The organism is Sneathiella litorea, from assembly GCF_009882915.1.
GTDB classification, from domain to species: Bacteria; Pseudomonadota; Alphaproteobacteria; order Sneathiellales; family Sneathiellaceae; genus Sneathiella; species Sneathiella litorea.
Genome location: NZ_WTUW01000001.1, coordinates 389817 through 412745, shown reverse-complemented (window position 1 = coordinate 412745; position 22929 = coordinate 389817). Strand labels below are relative to the sequence as shown.

Below are 22929 nucleotides of genomic sequence, written 5' to 3'. Positions count from 1 at the left end.
GTCAAAACTAAGACTTAAACAGGATCGAGAGGGTAAACCACCGGTTCTTTTTGAACAAAGCCATATGCGCGGAAAACCTCAGTATAATTCTTATAAAAATAACCTTTGTTCATTTCGATAAGCCGGTCCCGGTGAAGTCTGAACAAACCCGGCAATCGATACCATGCGACGGAGGGAAACGCGTGATGAACCGCATGCAGGTTATTGTTCAGGAACAAAAAACGCAACAGTCCTTTATCATCGATCAGGACAGAACGAGCACGCCGGTCTGGGTGGGCCTGATGTTCAAGGAACGTGCGGATCATCAAAAGCGACATACTGAAATAGGTCGCAATCAAATAGCCCACAATTGAAATATTGCTGAAATTCTCAATAATCACAAGGAGTGTGAAAGCCAGCACAAGATGCATAGTCCAAACGCCGAGAAGTTGCCAATTGCTCTTTCTGATTTTCTGAAAATCCGCATAAATAAGGCTAATTATACTCAGCGCTGGACCAATAATCATGCGACCAACCAGAATATTGTTTGCATTCCGCATTAGTTTCTGGAAACGGCTGAAGTTTGCCCATTCCCGCCTTGTAATGTACCAACTCTCTGGATCCTCTGTTGGATTGGTGATCCGTGCCCGCAGATGATGGGTCAAATGTAATTCCTTAAAACGTGGATAAGGCAGGAATAATCCAATCGGCGGCGAAACGATCAGGTCATTGAGGCGCCTGTCAATAAACGGATGCCCATGAATGCACTCATGTTGAAGCGAAGAATGAAAAGTAATTGTGGGAATAAGGAGCAGGGCCATCAGCCAAACCGGTAAGGATACCGGGCCAAACAGAACGAGTCCCCAAATTCCATAGCATGATATAATCAGTGCCAGAGTTTTAATCTCCTGCCGTTCACGCAACAACAATTCGTACCATCTCCTTCAACTATATCTAGAAGGTCGAAGTATGATCTTTAAGCAAGGGAATATACAATGCGAGACTTCGCTAATTTATATGCTAATATAAAACTTAAGTTGTAAGCTGTTACTTAATATGGAATATGATGTGAATACACAACATTTTGACAGTGAGAATGTCGATAAACGGGATATGGCCGAGATTTTCAGGGATCGCATGGCGCTCCTTCTGGCGCGCAAGGGATTTAACCTGAGCCAGTTTGCAAGCAGTGTTGGCATCGACCGTTCCGCCCTCAGCCAGTTTCTCGCGCCAGGCTCTACACGCTTACCACGCGCCGAAACCCTTTGCGCCATTTCACGCACTTACGGCGTCTCCATCGACTGGCTGATGGGTTTGATCGCAAATGACGAGAGTACAAGCGAAGCCGTTCCCATGATTGAAATTGAGCGGGTCACAGAGGCGTCTGCCAGTGTGAAGTTGGCGAAATGGCATCAGGAAGCCATGGGGTATAAAATTCGCTATGTGCCCAGCACATTGCCGGATCTCCTGAGGACAGAGGATATTGGCGCCTATGAGTTTGGCGATTTTTCGACCATAGAGCGTGAAGCAAAAGAACGACGAATGCATGATCAGCTAAACTATAGTCGGCGCCCTGAAACGGATATGGAAGTATGTATGCCGCAACAGGTGATTGAACAACTTGCAAAAGGAGAGGGGATCTGGCGCCAGGTGCCTGTTTCCATCCGGCGTGACCAGGTGAACAATATGATCCGCCTGACTGAGGAGCTTTATCCTACCTTTCGGCTGTTTCTGTTTGATGCGCGGAAGATCTACTCCGCCGCCTACACGCTCTTCGGCCCGCTTCGCGCCGCCATTTATATTGGAAACATGTATCTTCTGGTGAACTCCGTCGAGCATATCCGCGCGCTGACGGCACATTTCGACGGACTTATCCGGATGGCGGAAGTCGGGCCGGACAAGGCGTCTCAAATGATCACGGAATACCTGAAAGCGTTACGTTAAGGCAAGGCCCAAAGCGATTGGCGCGGAAGATGGACAGACACTGTTGATCCTTCTAGAAGAGGCGCCGCGATTAGTGGCGGTAGCGATGCGTCGAACGTGGTGCCTCCTTTAGATAATCTGAGCTGTGTTTGGTTTCCAAGAAATTTCTTTGATTCTATTGTGGCGTGAAAGCTGTTTTCAGCGCTATCCGTAACTCCAATAACGACATTCTCCGGGCGAAAGGTTAGCATCGAACCGTTAGAATTAGCCGTAACTGGAAGGGTAAGGCGGCCCAAAGCACATTCGAAATGGCCTGAGCTACTGATACCTGGAATGAAGTTCTTTGCGCCGAAAAATTTTGCGACATCCAAATCCTCAGGTTGGCCATAGAGAGTGGCGGCATCGGCGTACTGACGAAGTGTCCCATCTAGAATAAGGGCAATTTTACTGGACAATGCGACAGCTTCTTCCTGGTCATGGGTGACAAACAACATGGTCATTCCCATTTCCTGATGAAGTGATTTAAGAAGCTGCTGCATTTCAAGCCGCAGATTCGCATCAAGACTGGAAAAAGGTTCGTCCAGCAGCAGTATTTTTGGTCGGAGTATCAGGGCCCGCGCGAGGGCGATACGCTGTTGCTGTCCGCCGGATAGCTGGTTTGGCTTGCGTGTAGCCATGCCGTCGAGCTTTACAAGCTCCAGCATTGTGCCTACCGCATGAGATATTTCTGCTTTCGGTCGGCGGCGCATTTTCAGACCAAAGCCAATATTTTCCGCCACTGTCATATATGGGAAGAGAAGATGATCCTGAAATACCATAACAGCATCCCGCTTTTCCGGCGGTAATCGCAGTATGGAATGGTCACCAAATCGAATATCGCCAGAGGTTGGGGCGAGGAGGCCGGCGATCATTTTTAAAATGGTGGATTTGCCGCAAGCTGAAGGACCCAGAAGCGCTGTGAGTGATCCGGTTTCGATGAGCAAGGAGACATCCTTCACCGCAGGGACAGATCGTCCCGGATAGAGCTTAACCAGATTTTCGATACTAACGTTGGTCATATTTGCCGTAAACTTTCTGCCGCACTGTTCCGTCCCGTAAGGTGGCGCGCTCCAAGGAGGAGGAGAACCACTCCCGGCAGGATATAGATCATACTGATCGCCCCGGTGATGTCGTTTCGTCCGGCACTTGCAAAGTTAAATAGCAAAAGCGGAAGCGTCACAACACGCCCCCCTCCAATCAGGAGCGTCAGGATATACTGGCTCCAGGAGACCAGAAAAGTGAAGAGCGACCCGATCAATAATCCCGGCAGAATGGCGGGTAGGGTCACATAGTAAAAAGTCTGTATAGCGCTGGCGCCCAGACTGCGGGCTTGCGCCTCTGTATTAGGGTTATAATTGGCAAAGACTCCGGCCATGACCAGCACCATATAAGGTAAGGTCGGGATGAGATGAACAATCAGGACGCCAAGATAGGAACCAGCAAGCCCGATATTCAGGAAGACGACATGAAGCCCAAGAGCGACGGCAATCCCTGGCACAATCGTGGGCGCCAGAATCAACAGCTCTATCGCAGCTTTTCCCCGGAACTGATAGAGCCCGAGCGCTCGGCCTGCGGGTACGCCAATAACTGCGGAAACTATGGTGGCGCAAAAGGCAATCAAGGTCGTTACGCCAAGCGCGGGAAGAACCTCGGATGTGTTCGAAAATACGTAAGACCAGGCCCTCAAACTGTATGCGGATGGGGTGATATCCGGGAAAAACCAGCTTCGGCTTATGGACCAGACGGCAAGTGGTATCAGGGGAAGGATAAGCCAGCTTATCAGCAAGATAAGCGAAAACCATGTCAGCCAAGACAATCCTTCGCCGGATTCTATCCTTTGCCGTTTCACTTCCAGTTCCTTTTCAAGATCGCACATAACGGCGGGCAAGATGCGCATAGCCGAATATCATGATTACACTTAAGAGCGCTATGATCATTCCCATAGCGAGCGCTTCGGGCCGGGCATTTAAATCCACGTCGGTAAAAGCCTGATAAGCCAAAACCGGCAGCGCGGAGGGGTAGTTCTGCCCAAGCAGTGCCGGGATCTCGTAAGCCCCGAAAGTAAAGGCAAAAACGATCATGGCTGCAGCAAGAAGACCGGGGAATAGTAATGGCAGGAGGACATGACGAAAACATTGCCAGCGACTTGCGCCCAGGACGCGCGCCGCAGCCTCATAGTCACGGCCGATAGTTTGCATATTGGCGAGTAAGATCAACCCGATAAAGGGCACTTCCTTCCAGACATATTGCAGGATAATCCCAATAGCAAGCGGATCATAAATCAGTGCCGGAAATTCAGACGGCTTTGTAATAATCTCAAACTCATACGCCAAGCGAGCAAAAAATCCCGACTGGGAAAAAAGATAGAGGATTCCCACTGCACCCACTAAATGGGGCACGGTCAGATTTATCTGGAAGAGAAAATTGATAACAGATCGGCCGATAAAGCTCCGACGCAGGATCAATGCCGCGCCGATTGCAAGGAGCGAGGCGATCACAGTGGATGTGAACGCAATATAAAAGGTCAACAGAAAGGAGAGGTAAAACCTTTCAGAGGCAAGAATATTACGATAGGCGTTCAGGTTAAACTCTTCCCGGCCAAGGAGTGGCATGTATCCCAGGCTGCCAATCAGGCCAAGAATAAGCCCGCCCAGAAACAGTCCGGCGATAATGACCAACGCGGGTGACAGGAGCAGCACAATTTTCCAGCGTTCAAGCAAGGAATGCCCTTCTGTTTGATCGAAAGATGAGGTGGCCAATCAGGATTGTCATGTCATTTAGCGACATTATACTGCCAGCCTTTTTCGATGGCACTGATCCAATCTGGATGTAATTCAGGCAGTGCTTTGGCAGATAGCACTGACGGGGCGATGACAGAGGGGTGACGGGGTAACTTGGCGAAGAGATTGCGTTGATCTTCCGTTAGACGATCAATGTCGATGGCTGGTGCGGCGCCCCAGACATTGGTTTTTGCTTTTTCAAACTGGGCATCGAAGGACAAAAGGAAATTAGCTGTGACCATCGCTGCGGCCTTATTTGGTGAATTATAGGGAATAGCGACATAGTTGGTGTTGCCTATAGTCCCATCCTCAAGGACAAAGGATCGGGTCGTCTCAGGAAAGATCCCGTTCTCCACATTGATGCCGAAAATCGCCGGATCATAATCAAAGTATAGCGCGACCTCACGATTGGCGAAAAGCTGGGCGAGATTGGCGATGGAGTTGGGATATGTTTTCCCCTCACGCCAGAGATAGGGTTTCATATCATTCAGGATTGCCCAGGCTTTCGGCGCAATAGCATCAAATTTCTGTTGATCAAAATCGCCGAGAAGCGAGCTAGGGCCACCGGCGGCATGATAAAAGACATGGCGTATAAAAACGCTACCATTAAAGTCCGTCGCCGCCGGATAGGTGAATTCACCCGGGTTTTTCTGAGCCCACTCTATTAATGCTGGAATACTCTCTGGCGGGTTCTTCGTGCGGGCGCTATCGTAAGCAAACGCGAACTGAGCCCGGTTCCACGGCACTTCGCATTCGTCTACCGCAAGGCCAAAGTCATTGGCGATGGACTGATCCTGCCAATTAACCAATTGATTGTTGGGGAGCAGGTCATGATAGCCGCAAAAGAGCAAGTTACCCTGTTTCATCGTGCGGAAATTGCCGCCGTTAATCCAGATTAGGTCGACAGAACCATCATCGTTGACCCCCGCTTGCTTTTCACCAAGGACGGCATTAACTGCCTCTGCTGTATCGTTAATACCGATGCGCTTTAAGGTGATATCATAGCGCTGTTTCAGTGCTCCGCCGATATATTCGGATACATACTGATTGATATTGTCCGCACCGCCCCACATGAACCAGTTGACAGTGCCACCTTTCGCCGCAGCGATAACTTCATCCCAGTTTTTATAGTTGGCCCTTTCTGTGGAGTGGGCAGAAAGGGGAAGGAGAACCGCAAAGAACGTCGCCAATAGAAAGAGGCGTGACCAAATAGTGAGCTCGGTTGACTGATAGCGTGACATATTCTCCGGTTCCGTTATTTGTAAGTCAGGGCTTTTCGGCGGCTATCCTAACCAAAAGCATTGGGTCCGTCCGCCAAATACTCGTCAAGTTACTACAATTTTTCGAGATCAGGCGCCGCAGCCAGGTAAAATGAATGCCAGAAAATTGTTAGGCGATAAGTTGTGGTTTGGCGTACAGTAGGTTGTTGTGTTTAGGCTATACGATAGGTTTTTATCATGGTGTCGCAGCCATTGGACAGAACAGATTATCGAATTTTGCGTGAAATTCAGGCAAATAGCCGTATTTCCATGGTTGAGCTTTCCCGCCGCGTGAACTTGACCAAAACCCCCTGTGCCGAACGGGTGAAACGTCTTGAAAAATCGGGAGTCATCAAGGGATATTTTGCTGCCCTCGAACCAGAGGCCGTGTCTGCCGGTCATGTGGTTATGGTGCAGGTCCAGCTTTCAAGAACGACTGCGGCGGAACTGGAAGAATTCAATGCTGCCGTCCAGCGTGTTCCGGAAATTCAGTCCTGTATGATGATGGCAGGGGGCTTTGATTACCTTCTGAAAATCCGTACGCGTGATATCGCAGCATATCGGGAATTACTGGGAACAGCTATTTCGCAATTACCACATGTGATGCAGACCCATACCTATGTGGTGATGGAAGTGGTCAAGGATGAAGTTACCCTATCGTTACCGGCGCTACCAGGAAAACGGATGAAATGAAAAAGGCAATTCGGGGTCGCTATCTATCCTATAGGGATAATCCTTTTACGAAGCCAATTAAAGATTGCCTTCAGTATGAGGAGGATGGGCTTATCGTCATGGATGAGGGGCATATCACCGCGATTGGACCTGCCAACGATTTATTGCCTACTCTTGATGAAAAAGTGTCCGTAACGCGATATGAGGATGCCTTGATCTTTCCTGGCTTCATTGATTGCCATGTCCATTATCCGCAAACTGAAATAATCGGCGCGTTTGGCATGCAGCTGATTGACTGGTTGAATAATTACACCTTTGTTGCTGAGCAGAAGTTTGCCGATAAAGAGTATGCGCGGGCGGCATCAGATGTCTTCCTGAGGGAAATTCTGCGCGCGGGCACAACGACAGCTACTGTTTTCTGTACTGTTCACCCGCAATCCGTTGATGCCTTTTTTGAGCAATCAGCAAAGATAAATATGCGCAATATTGCAGGCAAGGTACTGATGGATCGACATGCGCCGTCTGCCCTTACGGATACCGCTCAGAGCGGATATGACCAGACAAAAAGCCTGATCGAGAAGTGGCATGGCGCGGGGCGGGCGCTCTATGCGGTTACGCCGCGCTTCGCACCGACAAGTACGGAAGAGCAGATGGAAATGACGGGCGCTGTCTGGAAGGAGCATCCGGGCACATATCTGCAATCGCATATATCAGAGAATAAAGCGGAAATTGAATGGGTGCGGAAGCTTTACCCAACCCAAAAAAGCTATGTCGATGTCTATGATCATTATGGGCAACTCGGCCCTCGAGCAATCTACGGTCATGGCGTTCATTTTACGGAAGAGGATTTTCGCATTTTTTCAGAGACAGGAACTGCGATTGCCCATTGTCCGACGTCAAATCTCTTTTTAGGGAGCGGTTTGTTCAAGCTTGAAAGAGCGATGACCGGCTCCACCTCTATACTCACCGGCCTCGCTACTGATCTTGGTGGCGGGACAAACTTTTCTCAACTCGTCAGTATGAACGAGGCGTACAAGATTGCCCAGTTGAACGGTTTTGCGCTGGATGCCTACAAGGCTTTTTATCTTACCACCCGTGGTGCGGCGACGGCCCTCTACCTGGAAGATCGTATAGGAAGTATCGAGCCAGGATATGAAGCCGATATTACGATTTTGGATTTGAAGGCAACACCACTTCTTGCCTATCGGCTTAACTATGCCGAGAATCTGGAAGAGACGTTGTTTGCCTTGATAACATTAGGCGATGACCGGGCCGTGCAGGCGACCTATATTGCCGGCGAATGTGTGTATAATCGTGACCGTGAGACAGGAGAAGAACAGTTCTATGGTCTTTAGCGCAGTCGATTTCTAGGCGGGCAGGCGACCGCCAAGGGCGGCTGTAACTTCGGTCGCAATTTCCACTGTAATCCTGCCAAGCTCGATCAGTCGATCTTTTGATATTCGAGCGGCGGGCCCGGAGATGGAAAGGCCGGCCAATGGTTCAGCGTGTTCGTCATGGATGATTGCTGCGGCGCAGCGAAGGCCAACGGCGTGCTCTTCATCGTCAATTGCAAAACCGCGGATACGAGACTTTGCAAGTTCGTCATACAGAATTTCGGGATCCGTTATGGTTTTATCTGTAACTTTTGTCAGGCTCTGATTCTCAATAATCCGCGCCACATCCGGCCCGTCCATCGTCATCAAAATTGCTTTTCCGACACCGGAGCAGTGCATCGGAACGCTATTTCCCGGTTTGGAAAAGACCCGCATCATTTCGCGACTTTCAACCTGGGCGAGGTAGATCGCCTTGTCGCCATCTGCAATCGCAAGATTCACCGTTTCGCCGCTTAACTCCATCAACCGGCGCATATACGGGCGGGCAACTGTAGAAAGATCGCGTGAGACCAGAAAGCCATTCCCCGTAACAAAAGCCTGCATGGCAATCTGCCACCGGCTCGCGTCCCGATCATATTGCACATAGCGTTCCTCCTGCAGGGTCGTCAGCAGGCGATGAGTCGTCGACGGGGCGAGTGACAGGGATTTGGCGATTGCGGTGAGGGACAGGCCCGGCGGATTCTTTGCAATCACATTTAGAATAGACAGGGCCCGCGTCAGGGATTGTACCTGACCCGTCCGGGTAGAAGCTGTGTTGGCTGGTTTCGTCTTCGCCATTCTAATTTTTCCATAATGCGAAATTAATTCCATTTTAGTTTATTCTCTTTGCCCGACCTGTCAATGTCAGGTGAATATTTAGCCGACAATCGGGTTCTTCCAGGATTGTCAAAATCGCTTTTGACTAAACAAAGAAAGTAAGCTGATGACGATGCGAGAGACTAAAGCCGGGCTACAGGTTGCAACGGAGATTGTAGAGTTGGTGGAAAAGGAAATTCTGCCAGGTCTGAACGTGACAGCGGATACGGTCTGGAATCTTCTCGCCGATCTTGTCGCCAATTTTGGTCCGCGGAACAAGCAGCTATTGTTAAAGCGTGAGGAGTTGCAGGCCAAGATTGACGCTTGGCATCTCGCTGCCAAAGGCAAGCCACATGATGCTGTTACCTACAAGGCCTTTCTTGAAGAAATTGGCTATCTGGTGCCCGAAGGACCTGCATTCAATGTCACCACAGCCAATGTCGACCCTGAGATTTCAGATGTTGCCGGGCCGCAACTCGTCGTACCGGTCATGAATGCCCGCTACGCCCTCAATGCAGCTAACGCACGTTGGGGAAGCCTTTATGATGCTCTCTATGGTACCGATATTCTGCCCGAGTCGGATGGCTGCGAAAAAGGAAGTAGTTATAATCCAAAGCGGGGACGTAAAGTTATTGAATATGGATTTGGAGTTCTTGATCGCGCGGCGCCGCTTGCCAAGGGCAGTCACAAGGATGCAAAGGCCTATCAGTTGAAAGATGACGATGGCGGCAAGCTGCTGGGAGTAGAGCTTGCTGATGGTTCACTGACGTCTTTAGCCGATCCCGCACAGTTTGTTGGTTACCTTGGGGACAAGGCGCCAACTTCCATCCTTCTAAAAAAGAACGGCCTGCACCTGGATATCCAGATTGATCCCGCGCATCCGGTCGGGAAAGACCATCCCGCGGGTGTGAAAGACATTTTGATGGAGTCGGCACTTTCCACCATTCAGGACTGCGAAGATTCGGTTGCCGCTGTTGACGCGGCGGACAAGGCCTTGGTCTATCGAAACTGGCTTGGTCTGATGAAGGGCGATCTTGAGGATCGTTTTGAAAAAGCCGGAAAGACAGTGGTCCGGACACTGAACCCGGACCGGACATATCTTGATCCGATCGGTTCTGAAATGACACTTCACGGCCGCAGTTTGTTGCTTGTCCGGAATGTGGGCCACCTAATGACGATAAATGCAGTACTCGATCCTGACGGAAATGAAATACCCGAAGGCATTCTCGATGCAGTGTTGACCACTGCGGGAGCACTGCATGATCTGAAAAAGTTAAGTCGTTATTCCAACAGTCGTGCTGGCAGCCTTTATATCGTGAAACCGAAAATGCATGGACCGGAGGAAGTAGCCTTTACAAACGATCTTTTTGCTGCAGTAGAGGATGGCTTTAATCTTCCCCGCAATTCATTGAAAGTAGGGGTCATGGATGAGGAGCGACGGACCACGGTTAACCTGAAGGAGTGCATCCGAGCTGTATCGGAGCGGATTTTCTTTATCAATACAGGTTTCCTCGATCGGACGGGTGATGAAATACACACAAGTATGGAAGCGGGTGCGTTCATGCGCAAAGATGATGCGAAGGGTGAACCATGGATTGCCGCCTATGAGGACTGGAACGTGGATATAGGCCTGGAAACCGGTCTTCCCGGGCATGCCCAGATTGGTAAGGGCATGTGGGCGATGCCCGATGAAATGGCCAAGATGATGGATGCAAAGATCGGTCATCCGATGGCGGGGGCCAATTGTGCCTGGGTTCCCTCACCAACCGCAGCAACACTCCATGCGATGCATTATCACGAGGTGTCCGTTAAAGGCCGCCAAAAGGAGATCGCGTCACGTGGCCGGGCAAGCCTGGATAGCATCCTGACGCCCCCTTTGCTGAAAGGTGTGAACTTATCGGAAAAAGAAGTTCAGGCGGAACTGGACAATAATGCCCAAGGGATACTTGGCTATGTGGTGCGCTGGATCGATCAGGGCGTTGGCTGTTCCAAGGTGCCGGACATTAATAATGTAGGGCTGATGGAGGATAGGGCGACATTGCGCATCTCCAGCCAGCATATCGCTAACTGGCTTCATCACGGGATTTGCACGGAAGATCAGGTGATGGAAACGATGAAGCGCATGGCTGCAATTGTGGATGAGCAGAACGCCGGTGATTCAGCCTATATGCCGATGGCCGGAAATTTCGATAGCTCGGTCGCGTTCAAGGCGGCCTGCGATCTTGTACTTAAAGGGCGGGCACAACCAAGCGGTTACACAGAGCCCATCCTCCATGCACGCCGCCTTGAAGCCAAAGCGGGCTAACCTTTTTGCTATTTTAGATGAATTAAACGCTATTTTATATGGAGGGCTTTATGCTCACAGTAAACCGGTTGTCTCATGCGGACGCACTTATTCTCATTCGTGGCGCGCGTGAAAAGGCGCGGGAAATTGGTGTACCAATGTGTATTTCCATTGTTGATGAAAGCGGGAATCTTATTGCCTTTGAACGCATGGATGGCGGAAAAGTCACGAGTATTACCATTTCCGCCGACAAGGCCTATACGGCGGCGGCCGCGCGCAAGGCTACTCATGATTACAACGCTGTAAACGTACCGGGCAATCTGGCATTCGGTATTCACACCGAAGTAGGGGGGCGTATTTCCTCAGTTGGTGGGGGGCTACCGGTCAGCGTAAATGGAGAGGTTGTTGGTGGTATCGGTCTTAGTTCAGGGACCCCGGCACAGGATATGGAGTGCGCGGAAGCGGGGATTGCACATTTTTATAGCACCTTGGAGTAACTTCTCTCGCACTTGTTCTGCATAGCTTTCTGTGGCTATAACAATTAAACTGGCGATTAACCGTTTGTTGAAATGGGATCACAGAGGCCTGATAAAGCACAATGGTGGATGATAAGATCGAAGGCGGTAAAAAAAGCGCCAGCGGGATGCAGATGACAGCGCTAGAATCTGTTGCAGGCTTTCATGTTCGCAAAGCCGTCCTGCGGGCACAGAGCACGTTTGCGACTGCTGCTGGTAAAAAGCTGATGGCCGGGCAGTATTCCGTTATGGCTATTATCAACGAGAATCCCGGACATACCCAGAGCGCAATTGCAGAGGCAGCCGGTCTGGACCGCTCCTCTCTTGTTCCTATTCTCAATAATTTCGAGAAAGAGGGATTGATTTTACGCGCGCCGGTTAAAGGGGATAAACGGGCCTATGCTGTTCGTCTGACAAAAAAAGGGGAACGGGAACTGGCAATGTTGGAAGAAAAAGTGAGGGAGATTGAGGCTAAGGTTATCGCTGGCCTCGGAGCGGAAGATCACCGACGGCTGATCGAGCTGCTCAAAAGATATCACGACATCCTGTAAACCTAAATCAAAGGTAACGAGTCCAAATGGGCTTTTTACTGGTTTCGGGCTATAAATTTCATCTGATGCAATGATGGCGATTCGCTAATCACTATCGGCGGTGGCGGGGTAAATGAATTCCGCCTCCGCTTCGCCTTGGGTTGCTAAGATAAAACACCAACTATATCTTGTGGTCGTATTGTAGGAAAATTATACACCTAATAGTATATTTCCTTAAAAGTGTATAAAGTAAATTATTAGCAACCAAAGCGCTAGTTTTGCCTGCACCTCTTCCGTATACTTTTCCGATCGACAGGACGAACCAGGTGTTCATCCGAACTACAATGATAAAAGGGGATGACATGGGGATGATGTTCAGTGACCTAACCAAGGCGCTTTCCGTCAAGAGTTGTTACTCTAAATGGGTGCTCTCTTCCGCTGTCTTTTTATTAACCCTGCTTCTCTCTGCCACGCTATTTTTCCATGAATTACCGCGCAGCGAACGTGAAGATATGTCGACAGAGAATGCGGCCTTCCTTGAGTGAAGCCATATTCCTTTTAGGAACGCCCGAAAAACTGCCCTTTTTCAGCCGCAAACACTTCCTTAATTAAAATACAGGTAAGCTTGTCTTTTAATTCAACGCTGTTGGTTGACGGATAAGGTTAAACACGGCTGACATGAGTATTGAAACGAGTGCTTTGGCGGCGTATCGCAACCGAGCCAGAAATACGAACGTTAATGACGTCACGCTGTTAGCGACCGACTACCTCAATCACTTTAACGAGGCATTGATGCTTGCCGAACTGGTTGTTGATGTTCCGGAAGTGCTGGATGACTTTATAAATTGGTCACCTATTTCTTATGCAGAACATTTCCGTAAAAGTAATATCGCGGATCGGGAACTCGCGATGGAGGCCTATCACTATTCTCCGTCGGAGTATAAGGAACCGCTGGAGAATATAACCCTACTGCTGGATCAGGAGATTCAGGCATTGCAGGGCAATCTCAGTTCAATCCATGAAATGGACAGGGGCAAAACTAAGGCGGAGGCAGATAATCAATGCCTCGTTATACGTAAATTGATTGACCATGCGAGATCGATCATCAACGGTCAATCAAGTGGTTCAAAATCGCACTCACGCTCTGGGGAAGAAATAGTATACGAGAAATTACTCGATCAGGAAAAAATCAATGAAATGTTTGATTAAGGCTAATTTGGATCGGGCTATCTACCGTAAGTGTTTGCGCGCGCTATTCGCATTCATTCCCGTGGTATTTGCCTGGAGCGGTGTAGTTCAGGCGTCGACGGATAAGGAGTGCCTGGCCACCTGGCAAGAGCCTGCCGTGACTATCGAAATCGTAAATGCCAAACCGGCTCTTGAACACGGAAAGTCATCAGACCAGATTGAGCGAGTGGCGAAGAAAAGTGGTTATGCTAAATCCACACGCCATGCCAGCCTTTTGGGCCTCACTTCCTCTATCATTTCACCCAAGCTCGGTGCGGCAACCAAGTACAAGCTCATAGCGCCTGGAGAGTACTGTCTTCGTCTAGACCGTGTCACCTTGAGCTTTGGTGTACGGAAAACAGACATTTACATCGATCGTAAATATCACAAAGGGACTTGCGCCTATAAGGCTATCCTTGACCATGAACTTAAACATGTCCGTATCAATGAGCAGCTAATAGCGGAATATGTTCCGAAAATTAAGCGTGAGTTGAAGGAACGGGCGGCGGGCATTCAACCATATCATACAAAGAACCCGAAGAGAGCAGGGCGGTCTATTGCAAACCGGTTGCTGCTCGAGCTGGATCCAATGCTTGAAGAGTTTAATGTGGTGAGAATGCAGGCGAACGACGTAATTGATACGCAAGAGTCATACGCGGCAACACAGGCCATGTGCAGCGATTGGTAAGATTCTATCTTTTAATTTGTAAATTATTAACAATTTATTGATTAAGTGGATCATGGTCCGTGAACAGGATAATTCCAACCTGGGATTCAGCTGACAGCATACAGAGACTTAGATGATCATTGCTAAAGATATCAAAAAAATGCTGAGAGCTCTTGAGGTAGAGAGTGACCATAAAAAGAATGGCACTGCGGCTGATCGGAAATTTCGTCGTGCCGATGTTAAATGGCCAGCAACAATCCGTGCGGAACGGGGCCATGCTTGTCTTCATGAAGAAGAGCGTGAAGTCAGCGGAATTATCAAGGATATATCGGCAAACGGCGCACGGATAGATGTCGACGGCCTTTTCTTTGAGAAGAACAATCTGCTCTTGCAGACGGCACAACTGGGAGCTATTCGCTGTGACCTTGTCTGGCGGCGTGGCAATAAGATTGGCTTGCAGTTTTCCGAAGACCCAGAAAAGATCCTGAGAAAACTGCAGGAATTGATTCCCGGCTTCGAAAACCCCCTTTCCTGATGACGGATCTGCGGTTTAAGTCAGCTTCGGCACTTCTCTATGATTCCGAGCCGTCGATGCGTCAGAACACAAGAAGCGCCCTTCTAAATCTCGGCTTCGGTGCCGTTGTTGCCTGCTCTGACCCTCATGAATTCATAGAACTTACAAAAAATGGTAAATTTGATCTCATACTGGCGGAGATGGCGTCGCCCGGCGCGAGCATTCACCACATCATCCGGGATATTCGTAGCCATACTATTGGTCCGGACCCCTTTGTTAATGTCATTCTGTTTCTTTGGAATACTGCGCCGGACGTAGTCGGTGAAGTAATAAACGCGGGAGCGGATGACCTGATAACGCGGCCAATGTCCCGCACTCAGATGCTCACGCGGCTTCAGCGACTGGTCGGAGCACGGAAGCCCTTTATTGTAACAGCGGATTATTTTGGACCTGATCGGCGCAAGGTACTGAGAGGGATGACATCTGTTCCGACGATGATTGTCCCGAATTCCTTGCAGGCGAAAGTCGAAAACCGACCAGAACTTGCAGCAACTCCCGAGGCCGTTCGCTGGGCTGTGAAAGCCATGAAAGAGCGAAAAATATCGATCTACACCGAACAGTTGGTGCGTCTATCGTCCGCAGTCATTCTGCTTTCGGGTTCATCCGACAGCTATGGCGATCGTCAGGATGTTGTGGATGTTATGCAGCAGAGGAATAAGGCGCTGGTCGGGTTTGTGGAAGGAACCGAACACTCACATGTGGTCTCTCTTTGCCAGGCGTTGGATGATCTTCTGAAATCAATAGCTAAGGCGAAATCACCACTTAAGGACAAGGATCGCGAATTGTTATCGCAAATTCCTTATGCAATCCAAAAAGGTTGTGCCGATCTTCATCAAACAGCAGGGCTTGCTTTTGACATCAGGGATATATCTGCACGTGTGATCGATGCCCAAAAAGCGGGAAAACCTACCTCCTTGCAAGTAAAAGAAAAATTTAGACAAACATTTGGATGAAACCTGCTTTGTTCCATCAGAAACCCCCCTATTATTATAAGTAAGTTAGTGGTATTGGAATATTAGGAGGACAGGGCCATTTTTATCTTAAAATCCGCAAACCGCTTTACCCTGATATTATTCTGTCTGACACTGGCCGCATTCCATATTGGGAGTGCCTATGCCCAAAACATAACTTTTCTGCGGATTGGAACTGGGTCGACTGCTGGTACCTATTACCCCATTGGCACGTTGCTCGCGTCTGTCATCTCCAATCCGCCGGGAAGCCGTGCATGCGAGGCAGGCGGTTCTTGTGGGGTGCCAGACCTGATTGCCACTGCGCAGACGACACATGGTTCCATTGATAATATTAACGGTATAGTTAAAGGGTATTTTGATACGGCATTGGCCCAGTCGGATATGGTCGCTGCGGCCTATAACGGTACAGGAGTTTACGGGAAGAAAAATCCCATTACCTCTCTTCGAGTTATAGCCAATCTATACCCTGAGGATGTTCACCTGGTCGTCCGTCGTGGAGCTGGCATTCAGAGTATCAAAGGCCTAAAAGGAAAGCGGGTATCAATTGATGTTCCCGGATCGGGAACGCGCGAAAATGCCAAAGAAATATTAAGAGCCTATGGCCTTTCGGTGAAGGATGTTGATGCGATAACTGCCAATCCGGATAAGTCTGTCAGTCTGATGAAAGCAGATAAACTGGATGCCTTTTTCCTTGTTGCCGGATATCCTGTTTCCGCCGTGTCAGAGCTTGCGGACGTTGGAAAAATAGAGCTATTGCCAATCAGCGGCAAAATCGCGGAAAAATTTGTCGCTGCCCATGGCTATTATTCCGTGTCAAAAATTCCTTCAGGGACCTATCGGGGGCTTGATACGGTGCCTACTCTTGCGGTCAGTACACAATGGATTGTTAATGAGAATGTGGCAGAAGACCTTGTCTATAAAATTACCAAGGCTCTATGGCATTCACGGAACCGTCATTTGCTCGATCGTAGCCACGTGAAGGGATTGTTGATACATCTGGATACGGCACTCAAGGGCGTTTCAACACCACTGCATCCCGGTGCGGAACGCTATTACCGGGAAATAGGTATTCTTGCCGACTAGGATAATGAATGGGTCTTTAATAAGTTCTTTCCACAACGTTACCTGATAGCTGTTGTCGCCCGACTATGGCTTTGGTAAGCTTGGAAAAAGCTTAGGAGAACACCGTGATCCCATTTGTTGTCGCAACCTCAAAAACCGATCCCACACCTATTATTATTGTCGAGAAAAGCGAGTTTAACGCTTGGCTTGCAGCACAGTCAGACCTTCATAAGAATTGGATCCGGTCGCAAGACTTTGAGCCGAATGGCGGAAAATTTCTGCTATTGCCGACGACTTCGGGTGATATTGAGGCAGTCCTTTATATAAAAGAGGGTGAATGGGATATTTGGTCGCTTGCGGCATTACCCTCGTCGCTTCCAATGGGTAACTATGCGGTGAGTACCGAATTATCAAAGAAAGAAGGGACGGATGTCGCGACAGGCTGGTCACTCGGCACATATTCCTTTGACCGCTATAAAAAGGATGAAAAAAACTACGCGACGTTAATGCTGCCTGATGGGGCGGATCAAGAGATGGTTGCCCGCACGGTCAAGGCTGTTACGCTGGTTCGCGATCTTGTCAACCTTCCGGCAGGTGATCTGGGCCCTACTGCGCTTGAGGCGGCGGCATCACAGGTTGCCGGTGAGTTCGAGGCTCAGCAGGGCAATATCGTCGGTGAGGATCTTCTCACCTATCATTTCCCCATGGTTCATGCGGTTGGCCGCGCTGCGGCGGATGCCCCGCGCCTCATAGATATCAGTTGGGGCGATAAGGATGCACCGAAAGTAACCCTGGTCGGTAAGGGCGTGTGTTTCGATACGGGGGGGCTTGATATCAAATCAGCGGCCGGCATGTTGATGATGAAAAAGGACATGGGCGGGGCGGCAACGGTGCTTGGCCTTGCGCATATGATTATGGATGCTAACCTGCCGGTTCGTTTGCGCGTCCTGATTCCGGCGGTTGAAAATTCAATCTCTGGCAATGCGTTCCGACCCGGGGATATCCTGACCAGCAGGAAGGGTAAAACCGTTGAAATCGGAAATACAGATGCGGAAGGAAGATTAATCCTTGCAGACGCACTCGCCGCCGCTGATGAGGAATCCCCTGATCTTCTTATCGATATCGCGACCCTGACGGGCGCGGCACGTGTTGCGGTTGGAACGGAAATCGCGGCGACGTTCACTGATGACGATGCGCTTTTCTCAGATATCGCAAATCATAGCGAGTTGGAAAAAGATCCGGTCTGGCGTTTGCCATTATGGAGCGATTATCGACATCTGCTGGATAGTAAGTTTGCTGACCTGAATAATGCACCTTCAGGAAGTGGGTTTGGCGGCGCGATTACCGCGGGGCTATTCCTGAAAGAGTTTGTCGAAAAGGCCAATAGCTGGGTCCATTTCGACATTATGGCCTACAACGCGCGAAGCCGCCCCGGCCGACCTGTCGGCGGGGAAGCCTTTGTCATGCGCGCGCTCTTTGCATTGATACAGGAGCGTTACGGCCGCTAGGGCCTAGTACCCTTTCGTAACATCCACCGCATGGCGCAGTTCTTCGCCCTTTTCCGTGCGAATGATATTTTCAGCGACCAGTTTTGCGACGCTCTCCGGATCGGAAATGCTTGCAACGTGGGGCGTGATACGGATTTTTGGATGATCCCAGAAAGGATGATCTTCCGCCATGGGCTCTACATGAAAGACATCAAGAGTTGCCGCAGAAAGTTGCCCGCTCTCCAGTGCCGGGATTAGGTCTTCCTCCAATAGATGAGGGCCGCGACCAGCATTGATTATGCCGGCACCTTTTGGCAGTTTGGCAAACAGGTCGGCATTCAGGATGTCTTTGGTCTGTGGGGTCAGGGGAAGCAGGCAGACCAGAATTTCTGTGCGGGCAAGAAAGGCATCGAGTTGATCGTCACCAAAGAAACTCTCTACCCCGGCAATTTTCTTTTCCGACCGACTCCAACCCGCGACATCAAATTTCAGGAAGCTAAGCGCTTCTGCTGCACCGCCGCCGAGTTCTCCCATCCCGAGTATGCCGACTTTTCGATCACTGGCGAATGGCGCAAAATGCTCTTTCCAGACATGTTCACGCTGCTGAGCGTCATAGGCGTGACAGAAGCGGTGATGATTCAGGACATGTTGCACAACATACTCAGTCATCCGGCCGGTCAGGTTAGGATCGACGACGCGAGAAAAAGGCAAATGACGCGGAAAATCCGGATCAGCAAGCAGATGGTCAACCCCGGCTCCAAGTGAATATACGGCTTTTAGATTTTTAAGTTTTGCCAGCTCCCCATGGGGCATTTTCCAGCAAAGTGCGTATTTAATCTCGTCCGGATTACCAATTTCTGGCCAGATTCGAACCTCTAGATCTGGGATATACTTACCCAGTTCACGCCGCCACCAGTCTGCACGATCAATATTACTTTTAAACAAAAGTGCCATTTTTTTCTCCGATATCTTTTGACAGATACCTTAATTACTAACAATGCCAACAGCGGCAGTTTCCAGATCGAATGCCGCCTTCATCAATGCCTTTGTATAGTCTGTTTCAGGATTGTCAAAGATTTGTGCAGCCGGACCCTGTTCAACAATTTTACCGTTACGCATGACAAGGACGCTATCAGCTATCGCGCGCACAACTTTCAGGTCATGACTGATGAACAGATATGTCAGGTTATGGCGGTTTTGTAGATTCCGCAATAGATCGACAATCTGTGCCTGTACGGACATATCCAATGCCGATGTCGGTTCGTCGAGGACGATAAATTTTGGCTTTAGAATAAGTGCGCGGGCGATAGCGATGCGCTGGCGCTGTCCCCCTGAAAATTCATGGGGGTAGCGATCTTGTGCATCCGGCGAGATTCCGACTTCTTTCAAAACCTCAGAAATTCTGTCTCGGCGTTCAAGACGGTTGCCATGTCCTTCGTGGACAATGACGCCTTCCTCAATAATCTGTCCAACAGATAGACGTGGGCTGAGGCTGGAGTAGGGATCCTGGAAAACAATCTGCATTTCCGCCCGTAAAGGACGCAGTTCCTTCCAGCTGGATGTGTGGATGGATTTTCCGTTGAACTCAACGTCCCCTTCTGAGGAAATAAGACGCAGCATGGCAAGGCCCAGTGTAGACTTTCCAGAGCCACTCTCGCCGACGATTCCAACCGTATGGCCCTGCTTTACACTGATGGAAACATCATCAACCGCCCGGACATAATCGACTGTGCGTTTTAACAACCCTTTCTTGATCGGGAAATAGACTTTGAGGTTCTTGCAGGCCATGACAACTGGCAGAGCATCATTCTTTCGAAGGGGAAGGCCCCTGGGCTCCGCCTCAAGCAACATCTGCGTATATTCATGGCGCGGTCGGTAGAATAATTCCTTCGCGGTGTTCGCTTCGACAACTTCACCATGAGTCATGACGCAGACATCTTTCGCCATTTTCCGGACGATGCCGAGGTCATGGGTGATCAATAAAATCGCCATGCCGAGACGTTTTTGAAGGTCCATCAAAAGCTCAAGGATTTGCGCCTGAATTGTCACGTCGAGGGCAGTCGTCGGCTCGTCGGCAATCAGCAAGTCCGGTTCATTGGCGAGTGCCATGGCAATCATCACGCGTTGGCGCTGGCCCCCCGAAAGCTGATGAGGGTAGGCATTGAGCCGTTCGTCCACTGCGTCCAGACCGACCATCTCCAGTAGTTCGCGGACGCGCTCGGCGGCTTCCTTCTGGTTCATCCCCTTATGGACGAGAAGGGTCTCGTTAATCTGCTTCTCGATAGTATGGAGCGGGTTGAGCGAGGTCATTGGCTCCTGAAAGATCATGGAGACATGGTTCCCCCGGTAATTTCGCATTTCCTTTTGTGGCCGCCCGACAACCTCCATACCGTTAATTTTGATGGAGCCTTGTGGGTGCTTTGCCAGCGGATAGGGAAGGAGTTGCAGAATGCTGAGCGCGGTCACAGATTTGCCGGAACCGCTTTCACCGACAAGCGCGAGGGTTTCGCCTTTTTCGATATTAAAGGACACGCCTTTTACGGCAGGAACATCCTTGCCGTCAGATTTAAAAGTGACCCATAGATCATTAATTTCAACAAGCGCCATTACTGAAACGTCTTTCTTGGATCGAAGGCATCGCGAATGCCTTCCTGCATAAAGAAGGCGAGGGTCAACATGATTGACAGGGTCAGGAATGCCGTAATGCCGAGCCAGGGAGCCTGTAGATTGGCTTTGCCCTGGGCCAGTAGTTCACCGAGGGAGGGGGACCCCGGCGGCAGGCCGAGCCCCAGAAAATCGAGCGATGTCAGGCTGACGATTGAGCCCGTCAGGATAAAGGGTAGGAAAGTGAGTGCGGAGACCATCGAGTTTGGCAGAAGATGCTTGAACATTATAACACCATCGCGCACGCCAAGGGCGCGCGCCGCACGGACATAATCGAAGTTACGTGACCGCAGGAACTCGGCGCGTACAACACCGACAAGACTGGGCCAGCTGAAAAGAAGCAACAGAGCAAGCAGGATCAGGAAACTCGGCTCAATCATGGCCGCCAAGATGATCAGGATATAGAGACTTGGCATGCCGCCCCAAATTTCCAGAAACCGCTGGAAGATAAGGTCGACCCACCCACCGAAATATCCCTGTACCGCCCCCGCGGCGACACCGATAATCGAGGAGAAAATAGTCAGGATCAAACCAAAGGAAACTGAAATACGGTAGCCGTAGATCACTCTTGCCAGTATGTCCCGACCCTGATCATCTGTTCCAAGCCAGTTTTCCTGATCCGGTGGGGATGGCGCAGGCGATGTCAGGTCATAATTGATTGTCGAATAGCTGTAACGGATTATCGGCCAGATCTGCCAGCCATGCTCATTGATAAGATCGGCAACGAAGGGGTCTCTATAGTCCGCCTCGGTCTCAAAATCGCCACCAAAGGCTGTTTCTGGATAGGCAACGAGGAAAGGAAAATACAATTGATCCTGATAGGAAACGACAAGCGGCTTGTCGTTCGCAATCAATTCGGCGAAAAGGGAAACTACGAATAGCAGTACGAATAAGATCATCGACCAGTAGCCGCGCTTGTTGGCCTTGAAGTTATTCAGGCGGCGCTGATTAATTGCGGAGAGAGCCATGACCTAAACCTCCCTCGCTTCAAAGTCGATCCGGGGATCAACGAGGGTATAGGTAAGATCACCCACAAGGTTCATGATCAGGCCAAGAAGCGCAAATACATAGACCGTCGCAAATATTACCGGATAATCGCGGTTTATTGCGGCTTCGAACCCGAGGAGGCCAAGGCCGTCGAGACTGAAAATTACTTCGATCAGAAGTGATCCGGTGAACAGTATCCCGATAAATGCACTTGGGAAGCCAGCGATGACAATCAGCATGGCGTTCCGGAAAACATGACCGTAGAGTACGCGCCGTTCGCTCAAACCCTTGGCTCGGGCCGTCAGTACATATTGCTGGTTGATCTGATCGAGGAATGAATTCTTGGTAAGCTGTGTAAGGGCAGCAAAACCACCGATTACCAATGCCGTCACAGGGAGCGCAATATGCCAAAGATAGTCCGTAATCTTGCCGAACATGCTGAGTTGTTCCCAGTTATCGGACGTGAGGCCGCGCAATGGAAACCAGTTGAAGTAGGAGCCGCCCGCGAACAGCACAATTAGTGCGACAGCAAACAGAAAGCTTGGGATGGCATTGCCAACAATCACCAGGCTACTGGTCCAGATGTCGAATTTCGTACCGTCCCGCACTGCCTTGGCAATGCCAAGCGGTATGGAGATCAGATATACCAAGAGCGTGGTCCAGAGCCCGATGGAGATCGAGACCGGAAGCTTTTCAATCACCAGGTTGATGACCGTTTCATCTCGGAAATAGCTGGTGCCGAAATCGAACATCAGATAATTTTTCATCATCAGGAAGAAGCGTTCATGAGCAGGTTTGTCGAAGCCAAACTGAACTTCCAGTTCCTTGATGAATTCAGGATCAAGTCCCTGCGCGCCACGATAGGTGCTTTCCGAGCCCAGTGAAGACGACGGCGAGCCACCACCGCCTGTATCGCCTCTACCGCTCCCTCCGATACGAGCGGTGGCACCGACGGCCGTTCCCTGAATTTCGGCGATGATTTGTTCAATCGGGCCGCCGGGAGCGAACTGGATAACTACGAAATTGAGAACCATGATGCCAAATAATGTCGGTATCATGAGCAGGATACGTCTCAATATATAGGCAAACAACGACTACTCCTCTGTCCGCAGGTTCAAAA

General features: G+C 49.9%; 23 protein-coding genes. 13 read left to right on the top strand and 10 right to left on the bottom strand.

Annotated features, from left to right (window positions below):
* Positions 1–14: 14 nt before the first annotated feature.
* Complete coding sequence (locus tag GQE98_RS02010; RefSeq protein ID WP_161313873.1) at positions 15–908, bottom strand: fatty acid desaturase; 894 nt, start codon at positions 906–908, stop codon at positions 15–17.
* 139 nt (positions 909–1047) lie between these two features.
* Here GQE98_RS02010 and GQE98_RS02005 point away from each other — a divergent pair, with 139 nt between their 5' ends.
* A complete protein-coding gene (locus tag GQE98_RS02005) occupies positions 1048–1923 on the top strand; it encodes a helix-turn-helix domain-containing protein (protein ID WP_202526034.1) in 876 nt (291 codons plus the stop codon).
* Here the strand turns inward: GQE98_RS02005 and GQE98_RS02000 are convergent.
* From GQE98_RS02000 to GQE98_RS01985, 4 genes are read right to left on the bottom strand one after another with little or no spacing between them, the layout of a single operon-like run.
* Positions 1920–2960 (bottom strand): ABC transporter ATP-binding protein, encoded by a 1041-nt coding sequence (locus GQE98_RS02000; RefSeq protein ID WP_161313871.1) that lies wholly within the window; start codon positions 2958–2960, stop codon positions 1920–1922. The two genes, GQE98_RS02005 and GQE98_RS02000, sit on opposite strands and share 4 nt — an antisense overlap.
* The gene (locus tag GQE98_RS01995) at positions 2957–3838 is read right to left on the bottom strand and encodes an ABC transporter permease (RefSeq protein ID WP_202526033.1); all 882 of its coding nucleotides are present in this window, start codon (positions 3836–3838) and stop codon (positions 2957–2959) included. The genes GQE98_RS02000 and GQE98_RS01995 overlap by 4 nt, the downstream gene beginning before the upstream one ends.
* A complete protein-coding gene (locus tag GQE98_RS01990) occupies positions 3804–4700 on the bottom strand; it encodes an ABC transporter permease (protein WP_202526032.1) in 897 nt (298 codons plus the stop codon). The genes GQE98_RS01995 and GQE98_RS01990 overlap by 35 nt, the downstream gene beginning before the upstream one ends.
* Before the next feature lie 14 nt (positions 4701–4714).
* Complete coding sequence (locus GQE98_RS01985; protein WP_161313870.1) at positions 4715–5962, bottom strand: ABC transporter substrate-binding protein; 1248 nt, start codon at positions 5960–5962, stop codon at positions 4715–4717.
* A 231-nt stretch (positions 5963–6193) separates the two neighbouring features.
* On the opposite strand from GQE98_RS01985, the gene GQE98_RS01980 reads away from it, so the two are divergent.
* Both GQE98_RS01980 and guaD read left to right on the top strand, forming a co-directional pair.
* Positions 6194–6673: an Lrp/AsnC ligand binding domain-containing protein gene (locus GQE98_RS01980; RefSeq protein ID WP_161314766.1), complete on the top strand. Its 480-nt coding sequence runs from the start codon at positions 6194–6196 to the stop codon at positions 6671–6673.
* Positions 6670–8007, top strand: a complete 1338-nt coding sequence (gene guaD, locus GQE98_RS01975; protein WP_161313869.1) for a guanine deaminase — start codon at positions 6670–6672, stop codon at positions 8005–8007. The genes GQE98_RS01980 and guaD overlap by 4 nt, the downstream gene beginning before the upstream one ends.
* Positions 8008–8019: 12 nt before the next feature.
* On the opposite strand, the gene GQE98_RS01970 is transcribed toward guaD, so the two are convergent.
* A complete protein-coding gene (locus tag GQE98_RS01970) occupies positions 8020–8823 on the bottom strand; it encodes an IclR family transcriptional regulator (protein WP_161313868.1) in 804 nt (267 codons plus the stop codon).
* Between the two features lie 145 nt (positions 8824–8968).
* Here GQE98_RS01970 and GQE98_RS01965 point away from each other — a divergent pair, with 145 nt between their 5' ends.
* From GQE98_RS01965 to GQE98_RS01920, 10 genes are all read left to right on the top strand, one after another.
* On the top strand, positions 8969–11146 hold the full coding sequence (locus tag GQE98_RS01965) for a malate synthase G (protein WP_161313867.1): 2178 nt from the start codon (positions 8969–8971) through the stop codon (positions 11144–11146).
* Between the two features lie 50 nt (positions 11147–11196).
* On the top strand, positions 11197–11622 hold the full coding sequence (locus GQE98_RS01960; protein ID WP_161313866.1) for a GlcG/HbpS family heme-binding protein: 426 nt from the start codon (positions 11197–11199) through the stop codon (positions 11620–11622).
* Between the two features lie 101 nt (positions 11623–11723).
* Complete coding sequence (locus GQE98_RS01955; RefSeq protein ID WP_161313865.1) at positions 11724–12191, top strand: MarR family winged helix-turn-helix transcriptional regulator; 468 nt, start codon at positions 11724–11726, stop codon at positions 12189–12191.
* Positions 12192–12538: 347 nt separating this feature from the next.
* A complete protein-coding gene (locus tag GQE98_RS01950; protein ID WP_214646480.1) occupies positions 12539–12715 on the top strand; it encodes a hypothetical protein in 177 nt (58 codons plus the stop codon).
* A 133-nt stretch (positions 12716–12848) separates the two neighbouring features.
* Positions 12849–13379 (top strand): hypothetical protein, encoded by a 531-nt coding sequence (locus tag GQE98_RS01945; protein WP_161313863.1) that lies wholly within the window; start codon positions 12849–12851, stop codon positions 13377–13379.
* On the top strand, positions 13363–14085 hold the full coding sequence (locus GQE98_RS01940; protein ID WP_161313862.1) for a hypothetical protein: 723 nt from the start codon (positions 13363–13365) through the stop codon (positions 14083–14085). Before GQE98_RS01945 ends, GQE98_RS01940 begins: the two co-directional genes overlap by 17 nt.
* 112 nt (positions 14086–14197) lie before the next feature.
* Positions 14198–14599, top strand: a complete 402-nt coding sequence (locus GQE98_RS01935; RefSeq protein ID WP_161313861.1) for a PilZ domain-containing protein — start codon at positions 14198–14200, stop codon at positions 14597–14599.
* Positions 14599–15591, top strand: a complete 993-nt coding sequence (locus GQE98_RS01930) for a response regulator (protein ID WP_161313860.1) — start codon at positions 14599–14601, stop codon at positions 15589–15591. Before GQE98_RS01935 ends, GQE98_RS01930 begins: the two co-directional genes overlap by 1 nt.
* A 78-nt stretch (positions 15592–15669) precedes the next feature.
* Positions 15670–16692, top strand: coding sequence for a TAXI family TRAP transporter solute-binding subunit (locus GQE98_RS01925; RefSeq protein ID WP_343044156.1), 1023 nt, complete (start codon positions 15670–15672; stop codon positions 16690–16692).
* A 104-nt stretch (positions 16693–16796) separates the two neighbouring features.
* A complete protein-coding gene (locus tag GQE98_RS01920; RefSeq protein WP_202526030.1) occupies positions 16797–18179 on the top strand; it encodes a leucyl aminopeptidase family protein in 1383 nt (460 codons plus the stop codon).
* Between the two features lie 3 nt (positions 18180–18182).
* Here the strand turns inward: GQE98_RS01920 and GQE98_RS01915 are convergent, their stop codons facing one another.
* From GQE98_RS01915 to GQE98_RS01900, 4 genes are read right to left on the bottom strand one after another with little or no spacing between them, the layout of a single operon-like run.
* Positions 18183–19112 carry a 2-hydroxyacid dehydrogenase gene (locus GQE98_RS01915; protein WP_161313859.1) on the bottom strand — a complete coding sequence of 310 codons (930 nt, stop codon included), beginning with the start codon at positions 19110–19112 and terminating at the stop codon, positions 18183–18185.
* Between the two features lie 30 nt (positions 19113–19142).
* On the bottom strand, positions 19143–20765 hold the full coding sequence (locus tag GQE98_RS01910) for an ABC transporter ATP-binding protein (RefSeq protein ID WP_161313858.1): 1623 nt from the start codon (positions 20763–20765) through the stop codon (positions 19143–19145).
* A complete protein-coding gene (locus GQE98_RS01905; protein WP_161313857.1) occupies positions 20765–21790 on the bottom strand; it encodes an ABC transporter permease in 1026 nt (341 codons plus the stop codon). Before GQE98_RS01905 ends, GQE98_RS01910 begins: the two co-directional genes overlap by 1 nt.
* A gap of 3 nt (positions 21791–21793) precedes the next feature.
* The gene (locus GQE98_RS01900) at positions 21794–22900 is read right to left on the bottom strand and encodes a microcin C ABC transporter permease YejB (RefSeq protein ID WP_161313856.1); all 1107 of its coding nucleotides are present in this window, start codon (positions 22898–22900) and stop codon (positions 21794–21796) included.
* Positions 22901–22929 lie beyond the last annotated feature (29 nt).

Coding starts and splice junctions, on each gene's coding strand:
- GQE98_RS02000 (WP_161313871.1), bottom strand. CDS start 2,960: ATGACCAACGTTAGTATCGAAAATCTGGTTAAGCTCTATCCGGGACGA.
- GQE98_RS01995 (WP_202526033.1), bottom strand. CDS start 3,838: ATGCGCATCTTGCCCGCCGTTATGTGCGATCTTGAAAAGGAACTGGAA.
- GQE98_RS01985 (WP_161313870.1), bottom strand. CDS start 5,962: ATGTCACGCTATCAGTCAACCGAGCTCACTATTTGGTCACGCCTCTTT.
- guaD (WP_161313869.1), top strand. CDS start 6,670: ATGAAAAAGGCAATTCGGGGTCGCTATCTATCCTATAGGGATAATCCT.
- GQE98_RS01970 (WP_161313868.1), bottom strand. CDS start 8,823: ATGGCGAAGACGAAACCAGCCAACACAGCTTCTACCCGGACGGGTCAG.
- GQE98_RS01965 (WP_161313867.1), top strand. CDS start 8,969: ATGACGATGCGAGAGACTAAAGCCGGGCTACAGGTTGCAACGGAGATT.
- GQE98_RS01960 (WP_161313866.1), top strand. CDS start 11,197: ATGCTCACAGTAAACCGGTTGTCTCATGCGGACGCACTTATTCTCATT.
- GQE98_RS01955 (WP_161313865.1), top strand. CDS start 11,724: ATGGTGGATGATAAGATCGAAGGCGGTAAAAAAAGCGCCAGCGGGATG.
- GQE98_RS01950 (WP_214646480.1), top strand. CDS start 12,539: ATGATGTTCAGTGACCTAACCAAGGCGCTTTCCGTCAAGAGTTGTTAC.
- GQE98_RS01945 (WP_161313863.1), top strand. CDS start 12,849: ATGAGTATTGAAACGAGTGCTTTGGCGGCGTATCGCAACCGAGCCAGA.
- GQE98_RS01940 (WP_161313862.1), top strand. CDS start 13,363: ATGAAATGTTTGATTAAGGCTAATTTGGATCGGGCTATCTACCGTAAG.
- GQE98_RS01935 (WP_161313861.1), top strand. CDS start 14,198: ATGATCATTGCTAAAGATATCAAAAAAATGCTGAGAGCTCTTGAGGTA.
- GQE98_RS01930 (WP_161313860.1), top strand. CDS start 14,599: ATGACGGATCTGCGGTTTAAGTCAGCTTCGGCACTTCTCTATGATTCC.
- GQE98_RS01915 (WP_161313859.1), bottom strand. CDS start 19,112: ATGGCACTTTTGTTTAAAAGTAATATTGATCGTGCAGACTGGTGGCGG.
- GQE98_RS01910 (WP_161313858.1), bottom strand. CDS start 20,765: ATGGCGCTTGTTGAAATTAATGATCTATGGGTCACTTTTAAATCTGAC.
- GQE98_RS01905 (WP_161313857.1), bottom strand. CDS start 21,790: ATGGCTCTCTCCGCAATTAATCAGCGCCGCCTGAATAACTTCAAGGCC.